The sequence below is a fragment of the Algoriphagus sanaruensis genome (genome assembly GCF_001593605.1).
Classification (GTDB): Bacteria; Bacteroidota; Bacteroidia; order Cytophagales; family Cyclobacteriaceae; genus Algoriphagus; species Algoriphagus sanaruensis.
Genome location: NZ_CP012836.1, coordinates 1,490,305 through 1,507,067, shown reverse-complemented (window position 1 = coordinate 1,507,067; position 16,763 = coordinate 1,490,305). Strand labels below are relative to the sequence as shown.

The 16,763-nt window shown below is 39.7% G+C and carries 16 protein-coding genes; 10 read left to right on the top strand and 6 right to left on the bottom strand.

Annotation, left to right across the window (positions count from 1 at the left end; all coding sequences use genetic code 11):
- The first annotated feature begins 43 nt into the window (after positions 1-43).
- The 4 genes from AO498_RS06700 (at position 44) to AO498_RS06685 (ending at position 3,913) form a co-directional block, all read left to right on the top strand.
- Positions 44-247, top strand: coding sequence for a fructose-6-phosphate aldolase (locus AO498_RS06700; protein WP_067545031.1), 204 nt, complete (start codon positions 44-46; stop codon positions 245-247).
- Between the two features lie 52 nt (positions 248-299).
- Complete coding sequence (locus tag AO498_RS06695; RefSeq protein ID WP_067545028.1) at positions 300-1,010, top strand: cell division ATP-binding protein FtsE; 711 nt, start codon at positions 300-302, stop codon at positions 1,008-1,010.
- A 63-nt stretch (positions 1,011-1,073) separates the two neighbouring features.
- A complete protein-coding gene (locus AO498_RS06690) occupies positions 1,074-2,456 on the top strand; it encodes a S41 family peptidase (protein WP_067545027.1) in 1,383 nt (460 codons plus the stop codon).
- A 236-nt stretch (positions 2,457-2,692) separates the two neighbouring features.
- On the top strand, positions 2,693-3,913 hold the full coding sequence (locus tag AO498_RS06685; protein WP_067545024.1) for a S8 family serine peptidase: 1,221 nt from the start codon (positions 2,693-2,695) through the stop codon (positions 3,911-3,913).
- 72 nt (positions 3,914-3,985) lie between these two features.
- On the opposite strand, the gene AO498_RS06680 is transcribed toward AO498_RS06685, so the two are convergent.
- The 6 genes from AO498_RS06680 to AO498_RS06655 all read right to left on the bottom strand — a co-directional run bounded on the left by AO498_RS06680 (position 3,986) and on the right by AO498_RS06655 (position 9,835).
- Positions 3,986-5,374 (bottom strand): purple acid phosphatase family protein, encoded by a 1,389-nt coding sequence (locus AO498_RS06680; protein WP_067545021.1) that lies wholly within the window; start codon positions 5,372-5,374, stop codon positions 3,986-3,988.
- Positions 5,375-5,505: 131 nt separating this feature from the next.
- Positions 5,506-6,213 (bottom strand): tetratricopeptide repeat protein, encoded by a 708-nt coding sequence (locus AO498_RS06675; protein WP_067545018.1) that lies wholly within the window; start codon positions 6,211-6,213, stop codon positions 5,506-5,508.
- A gap of 6 nt (positions 6,214-6,219) precedes the next feature.
- Positions 6,220-7,650, bottom strand: coding sequence for a CCA tRNA nucleotidyltransferase (locus AO498_RS06670; protein ID WP_067545015.1), 1,431 nt, complete (start codon positions 7,648-7,650; stop codon positions 6,220-6,222).
- Entirely contained in the window at positions 7,647-8,114 is a 468-nt protein-coding gene (locus tag AO498_RS06665; protein WP_067545012.1) for a hypothetical protein, read from the bottom strand. The genes AO498_RS06670 and AO498_RS06665 overlap by 4 nt, the downstream gene beginning before the upstream one ends.
- Positions 8,115-8,543: 429 nt before the next feature.
- Positions 8,544-8,948: a hypothetical protein gene (locus AO498_RS06660; protein ID WP_067545009.1), complete on the bottom strand. Its 405-nt coding sequence runs from the start codon at positions 8,946-8,948 to the stop codon at positions 8,544-8,546.
- A 128-nt stretch (positions 8,949-9,076) separates the two neighbouring features.
- The gene (locus tag AO498_RS06655) at positions 9,077-9,835 is read right to left on the bottom strand and encodes a hypothetical protein (RefSeq protein ID WP_067545005.1); all 759 of its coding nucleotides are present in this window, start codon (positions 9,833-9,835) and stop codon (positions 9,077-9,079) included.
- Positions 9,836-10,089: 254 nt separating this feature from the next.
- Between AO498_RS06655 and AO498_RS06650 the strand changes: the two genes are divergently transcribed.
- The 6 genes from AO498_RS06650 (at position 10,090) to dapB (ending at position 16,759) form a co-directional block, all read left to right on the top strand.
- Positions 10,090-11,718, top strand: a complete 1,629-nt coding sequence (locus tag AO498_RS06650) for a CTP synthase (protein WP_067545002.1) — start codon at positions 10,090-10,092, stop codon at positions 11,716-11,718.
- A 23-nt stretch (positions 11,719-11,741) separates the two neighbouring features.
- On the top strand, positions 11,742-13,532 hold the full coding sequence (gene yidC, locus AO498_RS06645) for a membrane protein insertase YidC (RefSeq protein WP_067544999.1): 1,791 nt from the start codon (positions 11,742-11,744) through the stop codon (positions 13,530-13,532).
- Between the two features lie 191 nt (positions 13,533-13,723).
- Positions 13,724-14,509 (top strand): ParA family protein, encoded by a 786-nt coding sequence (locus tag AO498_RS06640; RefSeq protein WP_067544996.1) that lies wholly within the window; start codon positions 13,724-13,726, stop codon positions 14,507-14,509.
- Between the two features lie 2 nt (positions 14,510-14,511).
- The gene (locus AO498_RS06635; RefSeq protein ID WP_067544993.1) at positions 14,512-15,420 is read left to right on the top strand and encodes a ParB/RepB/Spo0J family partition protein; all 909 of its coding nucleotides are present in this window, start codon (positions 14,512-14,514) and stop codon (positions 15,418-15,420) included.
- Positions 15,420-16,037 (top strand): DUF5683 domain-containing protein, encoded by a 618-nt coding sequence (locus AO498_RS17240; RefSeq protein ID WP_192842572.1) that lies wholly within the window; start codon positions 15,420-15,422, stop codon positions 16,035-16,037. Before AO498_RS06635 ends, AO498_RS17240 begins: the two co-directional genes overlap by 1 nt.
- Positions 16,037-16,759, top strand: coding sequence for a 4-hydroxy-tetrahydrodipicolinate reductase (gene dapB, locus AO498_RS06625; protein WP_067544990.1), 723 nt, complete (start codon positions 16,037-16,039; stop codon positions 16,757-16,759). Before AO498_RS17240 ends, dapB begins: the two co-directional genes overlap by 1 nt.
- The last annotated feature ends 4 nt before the right edge of the window (positions 16,760-16,763 follow it).

Here is a 16,763-nt window from a genome sequence, read left to right as displayed (position 1 = left end):
CTGAAGCTGAAAAGCCTCAGCCTCTTTTTTGACCCCCTGATTCATGTACATCATCAAAGTAAAAGGCAAAGCAAAAATCCCTGATTACATTCAGATTCGTGACGAAAACTTCGTCCTAGTAGCCTATTTCAGAGCCGATCGCCCGTTAAAAAGCGTGGAAAAATTTGGACTCGAAGGAAAGGAAGAAAAGCTGGAAGAACTGATCAAAAATCTTCCTTTTGGCAAACTTCAAAAGCTAGATTTATAATCTCGCCCGATACTTGTATCAGTATATTTTCTTAATCAGACCTTAGCTATTCATGGATTTCAGTACTCAGCCTGTGCTGCAGGTATCCCAAGCCACCATTTTCCAAGGAGAGAATCCTGTTCTTTTGGATGTGAATTTTTCAGTGGAGCAGCATGAGTTTGTTTTTTTGATCGGACGCACGGGTAGTGGCAAGAGTTCACTTCTCAAAACGCTCTATGCAGATCTCCCTCTTAAAACGGGAAGGGTGGAAATTGCAGGGTATCATCTCGAAAAAATCAAAACCAAGGAAGTTCCTTACCTCAGAAGAAAAATCGGAATCATCTTTCAGGATTTCCAATTATTTACCGACCGTTCAGTTCAGGAAAACTTGGCCTTTGTCTTGAAAGCTACCGGTTGGAAAGATAATGTTCAAATCAAAAACCGAATCAGCGAGGTACTTCTTCAGGTCGGACTCGCAGAAGCATTGACAAAAATGCCGCATCAACTTTCGGGAGGCGAGCAACAACGAATCGTTATTGCCAGAGCCTTGCTCAACAATCCTTCAATCCTATTGGCGGACGAACCTACCGGAAACTTGGATCCAGATGTGGCAGATGGAATTTTTAAGCTTTTCCAAGAAATCAATAAACAAGGCACAGCAATTTTAATGGCAACCCATAACCATGAATTGCTCCGGAAATTTCCCTATCGAGTGTTAAAATGTGAAAAAGGAAAACTGCTTGACAGTCAAGTCCACGACGTTTCGTTTGGCTCTTCCTTTTAAATTCATTCTTAAAACAACATCATTGAGATCTGCGTCGTTTGATCAAAATAAATTGAAAGTCATATGAAAAAGTCTTCGCTCCTCTTGGGCCTTTTTATCGTTCTTTTTTCTTTTTCATGTCAAAAGGATCCCGAACTCCCTCAGGTGGATCCATCCTCTAGCGCTGCTGCTAATCGATGGATCTATGATGTGATGAAGCAGGTTTACCTTTGGTTGGATAATCTAGGAACTCCAATCTCTGAAAACTCAGATCCTGAGGATTACTTCGAGGCTTTACTTTATAGACCGACCGACCGATTTTCAGTGATTTATCCGGATTACCAAGAGTTGATCAATTCTTTGAATGGCATCAATCTCGAAGCTGGGTATGAATTTACCCTTTATCGAGAAAGCCAAAACAACTCAAATGTATTCGCAGAAATCACCTATATCAAAAAGAACAGTCCAGCATCTTTGGTGGATTTGAAGCGAGGAGATATTGTCAATCAAATCAATGGAACACAGATTACCTTAGACAATTACCGGGAGCTCCTTGGGAAAATTTCAGCTCAACATAGCTTGACCTATTCAAGATTTGATGAAGGGCAAGGAGGTTTTGTATCCAAAGGAGAAATTTCACTAACGCCTGTTCAATTAGCTGAAAATCCCAATTTTCTAGATTCTGTCTACACCATCAATGGAGAGAAAATCGGGTATGTGGTCTATCATTTCTTTGCTCCCGGACCAGGAGAAAACTCTCCTGCGTATGACAATGAAATGGACCAAATTTTTGCAGATTTTAAAGCCCAAGGTATTCAGCATTTAATTGTGGACTTCCGATATAACGGAGGTGGATTTGTCTCCTCGGCAGTCAATCTCGCTAGTTTGATCGCTCCTGGGGTGAGCAGCACTAGCATTTTTTCCAAAACCAAATACAACAGTTTTATCACCGAAAATGTGGAATCCCTTCGAAATGTTCAAACTCCATTTAAATCTAAACCACAGAATCTAGGTCCGATCTTGGAAGGAAACCGAGTTTATATTTTAACCTCGTCTAGAACTGCTTCTGCATCTGAATTGATCATTAATGGACTTAAACCTTACATGGATGTTTTCATCATAGGTGATGTGACCACGGGTAAAAATGTAGGTTCCATTCCTTTCGAGGATGAGGAAAATCCTTCAAACAAATATGGAATATTGCCCATCGTATCACAAAGTTTTAATAGTCTAGATCAATCTGACTATACGACTGGCTTCCAACCTAACATTTCTGCGAAAGAGTCCGCAGAGAGACTTCGTCCTTTAGGCGATGTGAATGAACAATTACTTCGAAAAGCAATCGAACAAATCACTGGAATACCATCTGGAGCGCGAGTTCAGCAGCTCGATCGAGTAGATTTGGCCAGTACGCTAGACCGAAAAACCAGATCAGGAAGGATGATAGATCGGTATCGAATTCAATAAAATTCTTCTCTACAAAGCGGCTTTAATTTGGCCGCTTTTTTTATGTCTTTTAAAAAAAGATAAAAAAATCAGGAAAGGCAATTTCGGATGATTTAGCCTTTCTATTGCTTATGAGGCCAATTTTTCTTTAATCAAGCTGTGCAATTCGGCTTGTCTATAAACTATAAAACCAATTAAAATTTGGATTTCAGGGCATAAAATAGAATCTTATACTCCTATTTTAAACTGAATACCTTATGAGAAAAGAACAATTGCTAGCTGGAACAAAGAAATTGGTTTGGGCAGCGGCTCTGACAGCAGGGATTATAGCCTGTCAGCCAGAAGAAAATCCATTGGTAGACAGCACGTCTGCACTCGAGTTCGTCAAATACCAAAATGGCGACATTATCCCTGGTAAGTACATCGTTGTGCTTCATTCTACTGGGCTCAATCAGCGCAAAGACATGAGCTACGAGTCAGTCCAAGCTTCTATGCGAAAGTCAAGCAGCGATCTCCTGGCCAAATACCGAATTGCTGAAGCAAGTATTGATCAAGTTTATGGAAGTACGATTGAAGGATTTGCTGTTTCGATGAATGCGGAACAAGCAGAAGTACTGGCGAAAGACCCAGCAGTAAAATATATCGAGCCTGATCGAGTAATCTCAATTGCTCAAAAAGGAAGCAAAAGGCCTGGAGGAGGTGGAGGAACCGCTCCCGCTCAAGTAACGCCCTGGGGAATCACTCGTGTAGGTGGATTTTCAAACTATTCTGGTTCAAATAAAGCGTATGTTATTGATTCAGGAATTGACCTAGATCACCCTGACTTGAACGTGGCCCCTTATGGATTCAATGGAACATCCGGGAGAGACGCCAAATCACTCGATGATGGAAACGGGCACGGAACTCACGTAGCAGGAACAATCGCTGCTAAAAATAATATAATCGGAGTTGTAGGCGTAGCAGCAGGAGCACTTGTAGTTCCTGTCAAGGTACTTGGTGCTACTGGATCTGGCTCTACTTCAGGTGTCATTGCCGGAGTTAACTATGTAGGAGCAAACGGACAATCAGGTGATGTCGCTAATATGAGCCTTGGTGGGGGAGTCTCATCAGCATTAGATCAGGCTGTAATTATTGCATCAAGTCGTGTAAAATTTTCATTAGCAGCGGGAAACGAAAGTACTGATGCTAATAGTACATCTCCTGCAAGAGTAAATGGAACGAATATTTATACTATATCAGCTATGGATTCAGCTGATAGGCTAGCTTCCTTCTCAAACTATGGTAATCCTCCAGTTGATTTCGCAGCCCCAGGTGTAGCGATTCAATCTACCTATAAAGGTGGTGGATATGCTTCGTTAAGTGGAACATCCATGGCTGCGCCACATGTAGCTGGAATTTTGCTTTTGGGCTCTATAAATAGTGACGGAACAATCGCTGGAGATAAAGACAGCACTCCTGACGCAATAGCTGTTAGATAAAATCTCACTAAAAATTAAAAATGCCGACTGAAATTCACTTTTTCAGTCGGCTTCTTAATTTTTAGCGCTTTCTTAATCTTTATAGGGAATCGTATTTGAATGGGTAAACTCAGGTCCCCCATTGACTCGAAGTTCGATAAACTGGTTGAGTCCATTCTCCCCTTTGACCAGTTCAAAGGCATCATACAATTCACCTATAGCGGTAAAAGATTCAAACTTCATTCGGTTTCCCTCCACTGTAATTACCTGAAAGAGTTGGGTATTTTCAGCTATTCGGTCTCGCTGCCCACCTTTAGAAGTCCAGTCATCACCGACATCATACATTTTCCCTCCACTTACGGAAACGACATAAACGGTCCCGGTGACATCTTTGAGATTTAGTCCATCGAGCACATTTTCTCCTGGAGCTACTCTACCTCTCGCATAGGCGTGATCATGTCCTTGTAAGGCAATATCAACGCGATATTTGTCAAAAATCGGCTTCCAGAGTTTCCGCAACTCTTCATTATCCCGACCATTTGAAGCTGAAAATAAAGGATGATGATAAGTAACAACCGTCCATTTTTTAGGATTGGTGGAAAGAACCTTTTCTAACCATTGGGCTTGAACTTCATGATCGCGATTGGAATCCAATCCAATCACACGGACATCCTGGTAATCCATGTAATACACCGTTTCTTCCAGACCTTCGGGACCATTGAGAGGAAGCGTAAATTGAGGTTTCCACTGCACCGAAAGGCTTCGCTCTTTTCGAGCTGCTTCTTCTTGATTGATGGCTCGATATTCATGGTTACCCGGAACTGGGAAAGACGGAATCATACTATGAATAAAACCTCCTGCCGTAAACCACTCATGCCATTCTTGATCTTTGTGAGCTGTGTTGATCAAATCCCCTGCATGAATAAAAAATCGAGCCTCAGGTGCTTTTCTAAATCCTTCCCGAATCAATCGAGACCAAAGTTCCAAGACATAGTTTTGGGCATCGCCCACGTAGAGGAATGAAAACTTTTCATCTGCTTTTTGACTTGCGGTGCGAAATTGAAACCACTCACTCCAATGCTCCCCATCCCCTACTCGGTACGCGTAGATTTGATCTGGCATTAACCCAGTGAATGAAACCGAATGGTAATTTGCTTTTAATGCTGCATCAGGAATTAGGGTAGCATCCATGAGTTCAGTTTTTGCAACAAACTCTTGCCCGTTTTTCCAGAATTTGGGAGCGGCTGTTGCCGGAGCTATTTGAGCCTTGGTATTCGTAATTTCGGTATTAGTCCTCCAAGTGACCTGAACTTGAGTTGAAGGATCTGCTCCAAAATTGAGCACAATTCGATCGGGATAAATTGATGGTTGGGACCAAGCTTCTCGAAATTTCGGAGATTGGTAAGTGATTGGAGTTTGAGCGAGGGCAAGAGAGGTCAAACCTAATGCTGACCACAAAATCAGGAAAAATGACTTTTTCATCGATGGTTATAAAGGATTCATTTTCCTGAATCTAAACAAATATCCAAAAAGCACCTTCCTGTTCCCGGTGATTTAACTTATTCCTAATGTGTAGATAAAAAAGAAAGACCGGCTTGAGCCGGTCTTTGAAATCAATTGGAAGATTGCAGATTTTGCTTTGCCTGTTCAAAGCTCGGATCTAAGGAGATGGCTTCACTAAATGCAGCCTTTGCCTCAGTTTTTGAATTTTGATCCAAGTAGATTAAGCCTTTCAAATTAAATCCAGCTGCCTTCATACTAACCTCTTGAGTGGTTCCATCCTCTTTCGGGAAACCTATTTTCTCGTCAGCTTTTGCATTTTTGATCAGCATTTCAACCGAGTTCATTGCCTCAGCATACCGCTTCAAATTATATTGAAGAGAGGCAGATTTGAATAGACTGAAATTATCTCCAGTCAACAGGTATAAGCTTTCGTATTGAGGCAAAGCTCTATCCAAAGCACCTAGTTGCTCTAAAGAATAAGCTGCTATTTCTTTAGCTCCGACGTTTTTATCGTTGATTTCCAAAATATCCAAGGCAACTAACGCCGCCGAAGCAGACTGATTGGCCTCGAAATAGATGTTTGCTAAAGCTTCCATGTATCGGATATCCTCTGGATTTCTGACCATGAGATCGTATAGTTTGGTCTTCGCCAAAGCTCGATCACTGTACCTCATGGCTAACTGAAAAGCCGCCTGATCTGCTGCATTTAGCGCATTTTTGGTTTTGGGATCCAATTTTGGAATTGAATCAGTTGCTGTTTGGGAAAACACCATCCCCGAGCTGAGGATTAGGAGCATGAATACTACTGCACGCTTCATGGATAATTATAAGTTAGATTTTGAAATAGGAGTAAGCCCTTTTTGCTGGGCGATTTGATACATAAATTCTCGAGCGACTTGAGGGTCATTTGGAATTCTACCCTCCAATATAGCTTCTTTAATTTCTTCTTTGATTTCGCCAATCACTTTTGAAGGAGGAATTCCAAAAATCTCCATAATTTCTTCACCGCTTACGGGAGGCTGGAAATTCCGTACTTGATCTTTTTCTTCCACTTCTTTTAGCTTTTGGTCGACCCTATCGAAGTTTTCCAAATAGCGTTGGACTTTTTTATTGTTTTTCGAGGTGATGTCCGCGCGACAAAGTCGCATCAAATCATCAATGTCATCACCGGCATCAAAAAGCAACCTCCTTAATGCAGAATCAGTCACTTCATCCTTAACAAGAGCGATTGGACGAAGATGAAGTCTTACCAATTTTTGGACAAATTTCATTCGCTCATCCATTGGCAACTTCAACCTCCTGAAGATTGAAGGGGTCATTTTAGCTCCTTTATCCTCATGCCCATGAAACGTCCACCCTACTTTTGGATTAAAACGTTTGGTAGCTGGCTTGGCGATGTCATGCATAATCGCCGCCCATCTTAGCCAAAGATTGTCGGACACTTGGCAGACATTATCGAGTACTTGAAGGGTGTGATAAAAATTATCCTTATGAGATTTATCATCTACAGAGTCTACCCCTTGAAGTTCTACCATTTCTGGAAAGAACTCATGAAGCAGCTTTGAAGCGAAAAGGAGTTTGAATCCATAAGAAGGCTTTGGTGTCAATACAATTTTATTGACCTCATCGATGATTCGTTCAGCAGAAATAATATGAAGTCGGCTGGCATTTTCAGTTAAAGAGAAAAATGTATCCGAGTCGATATCAAAATTCAGTTGGGCGGCAAATCTCACCGCACGAAGCATTCTCAAGGGATCATCCGAAAAAGTTATTCCAGGCTCCAAAGGAGTTCTGATATTTTTCTTCTGAAGATCCGCAAGTCCTCCAAATGGATCAATTAATTCTCCGTAATCTTCCTCATTCAACGAAATGGCCATCGCATTGATCGTAAAATCGCGACGTTCAAGATCTTCCTGAAGGGTGCCATCTTCTACAATCGGCTTTCTGGAATCATGACGGTAGGATTCTTTTCTTGCCCCAACAAATTCCAATTCCCAGTCCTCCAATTTCAACATCGCGGTGCCGAAATTTTTGAAAACTGAAAGTGGAACATGGTAGTCAAACCCCTTGGCAACTTCTTGCGCCAATGCAATCCCACTTCCAACGCAGGTGAAATCAATATCCTTACTAGGTCGATTAAGGATCAAATCCCGGACATATCCACCTACCAAATAGGTTGGAATTCCTAGATTTTTACCTGCTTTTGCGACTTGTTGAAAAACAGGAAATTGATCCAAATGCGCTTTGAAATTCATGATTTCAAAATTTTTACTTCCCCCTCAGGACCTAAATACAATCTTTTTACTTCTTTGAAAAACAATGGAAAAGCCTGATCGAATTCAAAATCAACGGATTCATTGCTTATAGATTTAGCTAAGACAGGTCTTCCGATTTGAAAGAGGATCTTGTTCCAAAATGGATCACGAATAAGTGTAAACTTAATTTGGCCATCCTGTACAGGAGCTGAAACCAACATCGGATTTACGGGACTTTGGTAAATGGTTGGCTTGGATGCAAACTCAACTATATCGAGGGATACTTCAGAAAATGGAACGGCAATTCCTCGAATTTGAAAAATATCAAACAACAAATAGGTCCAATCCGATCCCATATCAGGTGTCCAATGATCCGAATCAATCCAAATCATTGAATCTTCTTTGGCCTTTAATCGAACCTGTTTGTTTTGCTTAATTAATGAGGTAATTGTAATCTGATTCAACGCTTTTTTTCGACAAAAATAATCAGATTATCCGCTAAGTGGAGAATTCAGTCAACTATTCCCATTTTTTCGATCTAAAAATCAAGGAGAATTATCCACCAATCCATAAAAAATAAGTGACTACTTATATCCTCAATTTCATGAAACAACTTAACTAACAATTTTACCTAAACCCAATTTGATATAGGCTTTTGCTTTTTACACATTGGAATTTCAAGTTGATGTTCATTATATAAGATTCCAACTTCAAATAAATGGACCTTCAAATTCCACCTATTTTCAAGTCTAAAAAGGAAAACTTTATTCATACAAACAATATCTTCAAAGCACTTCGGTGTCAAAATATGCCATTTCTCAAATGTAAATTCTTAGACATAAAAAAAGGGATGAAATTAATTTCATCCCTTTTTTATTAAATATTACTATAAATTAACCTCTCAGCCAATTAATGAAAGTTTGATAGCCAACTCCAATTTCTCTAGCGAATGCAGCCTTGGTCTTTTTACCTGCAGCTTCTACTTTTTGCCATTCTTCTAGAATTTTGGATTTTTCATCATCTGAAAATGATCTTCTTTTTCCAGCGGATTTAGAACTACCTCCACCATTTAATACACTGATCAATTCATTAAGGTCAGCTACAAACTTATTATCAGTCAAATGTAAACCTGCACTTTCAAGTTTTTTAATGACCTGATCTTTTGGATTTACTGGAGTTACAGCGATTCCTCTGGCTGCAGCTTCGTGTAAATCAATTTTTTTTCCTTCAGCAGTTACATAGATAAAACCGTCATTTCTTTTGAGGTCCACTATGGCTTCTTTAATTAATTCTCTCATCGTATTGATAGGTTATGAAATGTAAAAGTTTTCGAAATGTAAGAATTAACGAAACTATATAAAAAGATGTTTGAGAAATATTTATAATTTTTTAACAAAGGATAGTAAATGAAGAAATCATAAAGAGATTAATTCAACGAATATGTATCAAGCCATCTTAGAATCAAGTTGAAAGAATTTTCTTGATTTAGCAATAATGTAAAATATTGCTTTTCCAGACTTTTATCCATAAAGCTAGAGTTATATACTTCAATATCCTTTATCCTAAATAGGACCAAGACCATTTCCTCAAAACTTTCATAAACATCTATATCTTCAAAGGAAAATAATTCAACTCCAGAATACGCGACTTCAGAAGTTTCAATGGGGGAATTCATCTCTGCAAATCCATAATAATTTCCCCCATCAGTAGAGGTTTTAAAGAGAAAAATAGATTCTTTCCCAAAAGTTAATGTTCCAATTTCCTCAAACTGCGAGTTAATCGTTAAGTCCTCCAAGAGTGATTGAAGCAAAATTAAAATCAACTCTTGCCATTGTTGGACAATTTCTGGGTGAAGCTCATTTCTTTCAGAAGTAAAGGATACTGATGGTTTTAAGGCAAAATCAATTTTTTCATTATTTGATAATTGAAGAAGCTGAAACCAAGGTTCAGAAGTTTTATCTCCAATCGGCCAGTAAACATGCAGGGATTTTTGAGCTACAATTACCTCATCAAATACCCAGCTGTACAATTGGTTTAAAGTATCCACCTTTTCAGGAATATCCGTCCAATCCAATTTCTTATAGAGGCTGATTGGATCTAAAAAGATGGTAGACGGATTTTGTTGTGATTCCAACTGAGACCAAATCTGATCCGTAATTGTGATTTTTATTCTGCCAGTAGCCATGATTTTTATAATTAGAGTTTTTGTTTGTTTTTAGCTGATAACCATACCCCTAAGGTCTTGGATAAAAGAACAACTCTAAAATTTTTGTCACAAATTGACTCAAAATACTTTTTGATCACTTTTTACCTTTTTAACCACGGACTCCCTTCCCCTTAATCAAAAAAACCAAAAAATGAAGTCAGGCTTGAATGGGATTTTTCCCTACCTTTGTATCCCATAAGAATTAAAATAAAAACATCCTCTCCACCATTCTTATGGCATCATCCACCAAATACATTTTCATCACAGGAGGCGTGACCTCATCTCTCGGGAAAGGGATTATTGCTGCTTCCCTAGGCAAGCTCCTTCAATCCAGAGGGTTTAGCGTCACCATCCAAAAATTTGACCCTTACTTAAACATTGATCCTGGAACACTCAATCCATATGAGCACGGGGAATGTTATGTGACGGATGATGGTGCGGAAACAGACCTCGATCTCGGACATTATGAGCGATTTTTAAATGTCTCAACTTCCCAAAGCAATAACATTACTACGGGAAGAATTTACAATAATGTCATCACCAAAGAACGGAAAGGAGAATATCTCGGAAAAACTGTTCAGGTAATCCCCCATATCACAGACGAAATCAAGAATAACTTTTATAAACTCGGTGAGGATGGAAAATTTGATGTGGTCATAACTGAAATCGGAGGATGTGTGGGGGATATCGAATCTCTGCCATTTATAGAAGCAGTAAGACAAGCCCGATGGGATCTTGGTCCGAATAACTTTTTGGTAATTCACCTCACGTTAATTCCTTATCTAAGAGCAGCAAAAGAACTAAAAACCAAACCCACTCAGCATTCAGTGAAGCAATTATTGGAAGCTGGGATCCAACCGGATATTTTGGTTTGTCGTACAGAGCATCATCTTCCTACAGAAGTCAAGAAAAAATTGGCTTTGTTTTGCAACGTCCAATTGAACAGTGTCATTGAGGCCATGGATGCTGAATCCATCTACGATGTTCCTTTGCTCATGAAAAAAGAAAAGCTTGACGAACGTGTAATTTCTAAGCTTAAGCTTTCTTCTAAGACTAATACCGAGCTTGAAAATTGGAAGGATTTCTTGGGCAGATTAAAAAACCCAACTCAAGAAGTAACGATTGGACTAATTGGAAAATACGTTTCCCTTCCAGATTCATATAAATCTATCATAGAATCATTTACTCACGCTGGTGCGGCCATTGAGTGTAAAGTCGATCTAAAATTAATCTCCTCTGAAGAGATCAATTCAGATAATTATGAGTCTAAACTTTCTGAACTAGATGGGATTTTGGTGGCACCTGGATTTGGAGAAAGGGGATTTGAAGGAAAAATTCAGACTGTGAAGTATGCTCGAGAAAATGGAATTCCATTTTTCGGCATTTGCTTAGGCATGCAGGTAGCAGTCATTGAGTTTTCCAGAAATGTTTTGGGACTGGAGAATGCGAATTCAACCGAAATAAATCCTGACACAGCTCATCCTGTGATAGCTTTGATGGAGGAACAAAAGAAAATTCAGCAATTAGGTGGAACAATGCGCTTGGGTTCGTATGCTTGCGACCTAAAGAAAGGAAGCAAAGCCTATCTTGCCTACGGCAAATCGAAAATTCAGGAAAGACATCGTCATCGATACGAATTCAACAACCAATATTTGGAGCAAATTGAATCTAAAGGATTGATCGCTTCAGGTAAAAACCCAGAAACAGGATTGGTTGAAATTGTCGAGCTAAAAAATCATCCTTGGTTTGTTGGTGTTCAATTTCACCCAGAGTACAAAAGTACCGTATTAAATCCTCAGCCACTATTTGTGAAATTCATCCAAGCGGCTGTTGAAAATCAAAAAAACAAAATAACCGACTGACCTAGTCGACAATCAGTGTATTTATGGATAGAAACCAAGCAACCGGTTTAATTCTTTTTGCGGCAGTAATCCTCATTTATTCGATTTTTTTCGCAAGCGGACCAGAATTACCTCCGGTAGAAACTACAGTTGAAACAGAGGCAGTAAATTCAGCCTCAACTGAATCAACAATCGAAACTGTCGCATTACCTGACAGCCTTATCGATGCTAAAAGAGCTGAAAAATATGGAGTATTTGCAGCATTAACGGTTGGAGAAGAAGAGGATATCACATTGGAAAATGATGATGTAAAAATCACTCTTTCTACAAAAGGCGGGCAAATCAGTCAAGTCGAACTCAAACAATACAAAAGCTGGAAAAATGAGCCTTTGTATCTTCTGGATGAGCAAAGCTCTTCAATGAGTTTCGAACTTGCAAGCCGATTGGGGCCTTTGAATTTGGCTGACCTGTATTTCAAGCCTACATTCTCCGAGGAATCTGGGGAAAATGGGACGGTAAAGGTTTTAACCTTGACTGCCACCTCAGACTATGGAAAAATCACCCAAACCTATCGTCTTGCAAAGGGGAGTTACCTGGTTTCAAAAAGCTTGGATTTAGGAAATTTCCAAAATCAACTTTCTGGAAAAGAGATTCAGTTTTCTTGGAATGATCAAATTAAAGCCCAAGAAAAAGATCTTGCAGAATCGAGAAGAAAAACAGAACTCAATTATTTTACCACCACTGAAACCAAAGACAATCTTGGTGTAGGAAACGATCCAGAGGAATCTTCTGTCAGTGAGCCAGTCAAATGGATTGGATTCAGTCAACGATTTTTTACTGCCGGCATCATTGCAGATTCAGCTTTTCAGAACGTAAAATTGGCCCAAAGTACTCCTGAAGACAGTTCGGTTGTTAGAGTCATGAATGCGCAATTCTCTATTCCTATGGAGAATGGGAAAGCTTCTCTATCCTACTATTTCGGGCCGGATCAATATAAAACGCTCAAACAAATTACCCCTGGTTTTGAGAAAAATGTGGACATGGGGTACTTCTTTGTAAGCTGGGTAAATAAGTACATTGTTGTCCATCTATTTGAATTCCTGGAAAAGTACTTTAACAGCTACGGGATTATCATCATCCTCATCGTGTTGATAATCAAGTTGGCTCTTTCTCCTCTCACCTATAAATCCTACATCGGGATGGCAAAGATGAGGGTGATTAAACCAGAAATCGATGAATTAAAGGAAAAATACGGGGACGATCCTACCAAAATGCAACAAGAGCAAATGAAGCTCTTTTCCCAACTTGGAGTAAGCCCTGTAGCGGGATGTCTTCCGCTATTGCTCCAGATGCCTTTCTTGTTTGCGATGTTCTTTTTCTTCCCAAACTCCATTGAACTTCGCCAAGAATCCTTCCTTTGGGCCAATGACCTATCTACCTACGATGAATTCATCAAATTGCCGTTTACTATTCCATTTTATGGATCCCATGTCAGCTTGTTTACCTTATTGATGACAGTTTCTCAGTTGATTTATACCCATTTCAATAATCAACTGACTACAGCTACTGGCCCCATGAAAAACCTAGGTTACATCATGCCTGTGATGTTCATGTTTATTCTAAACTCGTATCCAGCAGGGCTTAGCTTCTATTATTTTGTGTCCAACATGTTTACTTTTGGACAACAAGCTTTGATCAAACTCTTTGTTGACGACGCAAAAATTCGCCAAAAGGTAGAGGAGACCAAAGCGAAAAATGTCAATAAGAAAAAGTCAAAATTCCAGCAAAAACTGGAAGATGCCATGAAAGCTGCAGACGCCAATCGCAAAAAATAAGAGAGGGAGCTTTAGGCTCCCTTTTTTTTGTGACACCATTCCGTTTTAGGATTTGACAACTTTGCTACCAATTGATTCACATTAATTTAACGAAAATTCACCTGGTAGAGCAGCCAAAAAAGATGATCGAGTCCAAGGAATAGCCCTGAATTTGATTAATATTGAAGTCAAAATACCCTCAATCTATTTCCATGGGAAAAATTATTGCCATTGCCAACCAAAAAGGAGGCGTGGGTAAAACCACCACAGCCATGAATCTGGCTGCCAGCTTGGCAGTTTTGGAATATAAAACTCTCGTGATTGATGCTGATCCACAGGCTAATACGACCTCTGGCTTAGGTCATGATCCCAAATCCATCGAAACCAGTATTTATGAATGTATGGTGGACGGAATTGATGTCCAAACCATCATTCTTTCCACAGAAATAGAGAATCTATTCCTAGTTCCTTCACATATCGATTTGGTGGGTGCCGAAGTGGAAATGATCAATATGGACAATCGGGAGGAAAAAATGAAAGAAGTGATCTCAGAGCTAAAGGACGAGTACGATTTCATCATTATTGACTGTTCCCCTTCTTTGGGTCTGATCACCATCAATGCATTAACCGCTGCCAATTCGGTCATTATTCCCGTTCAATGTGAATATTTCGCCCTTGAAGGCTTAGGAAAACTACTCAACACGATCAAAATCATTCAAACCAGACTCAATCCAGAACTGGAAGTTGAAGGCATTTTGCTGACGATGTATGATGCACGACTGAGGTTATCCAATCAAGTCGTAGATGAAGTGAGAATTCATTTCAAAAACATGGTTTTCAATACCATTATCCCAAGAAACGTAAGACTTTCAGAGTCTCCAAGTTTTGGATTACCTGCCATTGCCTTTGATGCGGATGGAAAAGGAGCGATTGCTTACCTTAACCTTGCAGGAGAAATTGCCGAACGAAACGGCCTTCAAAAAACATCAATTAATTAAGTATGGCAGACCATAAACCAAACCGTAAAAATGCCTTAGGCAGAGGGTTAGGAGCCCTACTAGAGGATAGTCCAGCCAAAACAAAATCCCAAGAAATTCTTCCAGAGGCTGCAAAAACTGGAATTTTTGAAATATCGATTCAAGAAATCCAAGTCAATCCCTATCAGCCTAGGGTACATTTTGATAAGGATGCCCTTGAGGAACTTGCAGAATCGATCAAAGTTCAGGGAATCATCCAGCCAATTACGGTTCGAAAACTAGGTCCAGGTGAGTACCAACTTATTTCTGGGGAACGCAGATTTCAAGCATCCAAAATTGCAGGCTTGACTCAAATTCCTGCCTATGTCCGTACTGCCAACGATCAGCAAATGCTAGAAATGGCATTGATCGAAAACATTCAGCGTGAAAACCTGAATGCCTTGGAAATCGCACAATCGTACCAGCGTCTATTATCAGAATGCAATCTCAAACAAGAAGAATTGGGAGATCGAGTAGGTAAAAACAGAACCACTGTTAATAATTACCTTCGGCTCCTCAAATTACCTCCTACGATCCAAGCAGCCATTAAAGATCAAACTCTTTCGATGGGACATGCTCGCGCTCTGATTAATATTGAAGACGTCGATAAGCAATTGGCCATTTTCAAAAAAGCAGTTGAGGAAGAACTAAGTGTGCGTAAGGTTGAAGCTTTGGTAAAAGCACTAAATGAGGGCAAACCTGGAAAAGATGAAAAACCTAGTCTTGATCCAGTACGGAAATACGAAATGAATAAAATTCAACAGCGTCTCGCTTCTCATTTCGGAACCAAAGTGGCCTTAAAGTCTGACGCCAAGAATCGTGGTGAAATTAAAATTCCATTTACATCTGCCTCAGATTTAAATAGGATATTGGAGATATTGGAAATAATTTGATGAAAAAGGGAAGTAATCCTTATTCAAGATTTTCATTCAAGCCCACTCGGATAATCACCCTTGGGCTTTTCCTTTTTTTGATTTTTGTTTCTACCAAGGGATGGACTCAGACTAAAACAAATCAAGCCCCCGACCAAAATCCCGCAAAAAAGGAAAAGCCAGACTTCTCCAATTTACCCAAAAATCCAAGAAAAGCAGTTTTGCTATCAGCGATTGTGCCAGGAGCGGGCCAGGTATATAATGGTAAAGCATGGAAAGCTCCAATTCTATATGCCGGAATTATGGCCGATGTCTATTTTATCGGATATAATAACAAACGCTATCAGACCTTTCGATCAGCTTTATTTGCCTTTGACGATGGAGACAAAAGTCAATTTCCATCATTGAATCGGGAGGCGCTAGTAAGGAATGTCGATTATTGGCGGCAAAATCGAGATATGACAATATTACTTTTGGCAGTGATTTATGCACTCAATTTGGTGGATGCAAATGTAGACGCTCACTTATCGGGGTTTGATATTTCAGACAATATTGGACTAAAAATCACACCAGGAACTCCTCCTCTCGTTGCATCATCTGCACCCGTAGGACTAACATTTAACTTCATCCTGAAATAATGAATATACTAATACTTGGATATGGTAAAATGGGCAAAATCATCAGCGAAATCGCTGAGACCCGAGGCCATACCATTGCTGCAAAAATAAATATCGACAATCGCCATGAATTGGATCAATTGGATCCAAAAGCCATAGATGCAGCTATTGAATTTAGCCAACCTGAAGCAGCCATTGAAAACATCAAATGGGCTATAGAACGGGGTATACCGGTAATTTCGGGAACCACCGGTTGGATTTCAAAAAAGCCTGAGATTAATCGGTACACCTTAGAAAAAAACGGAGCCTTTTTTTACGCATCCAATTACAGTATCGGTGTCAATGTCTTTTTCAAAGTCAATGAATTCCTAGCTAAACTCATGAAGGAAACTAGTGGGTATTCAGTAAGCATGGAAGAAATTCACCACACTGAAAAAAAAGATGCTCCTTCAGGCACGGCCATTACATTGGCTCAAGGTATCATCAAAAACTCAACAACTCTCCACAATTGGCATTTGGCGGGAGAAAAAGGTGATTCCCCAAGTTCTCTACCTATCACAGCCAAACGTATCGATCCTGCTCCAGGAACGCATATTGTAAAATATTCTTCAAAAATTGACGACATCGAAATCAGTCATACAGCACATAGCCGAGAGGGCTTTGCCTTAGGAGCCGTTTTGGTTGCTGAATGGATTCCTGGTAAAACTGGAGTTCTTTCCATGGATGATTTCCTCAAATTTTAATTTC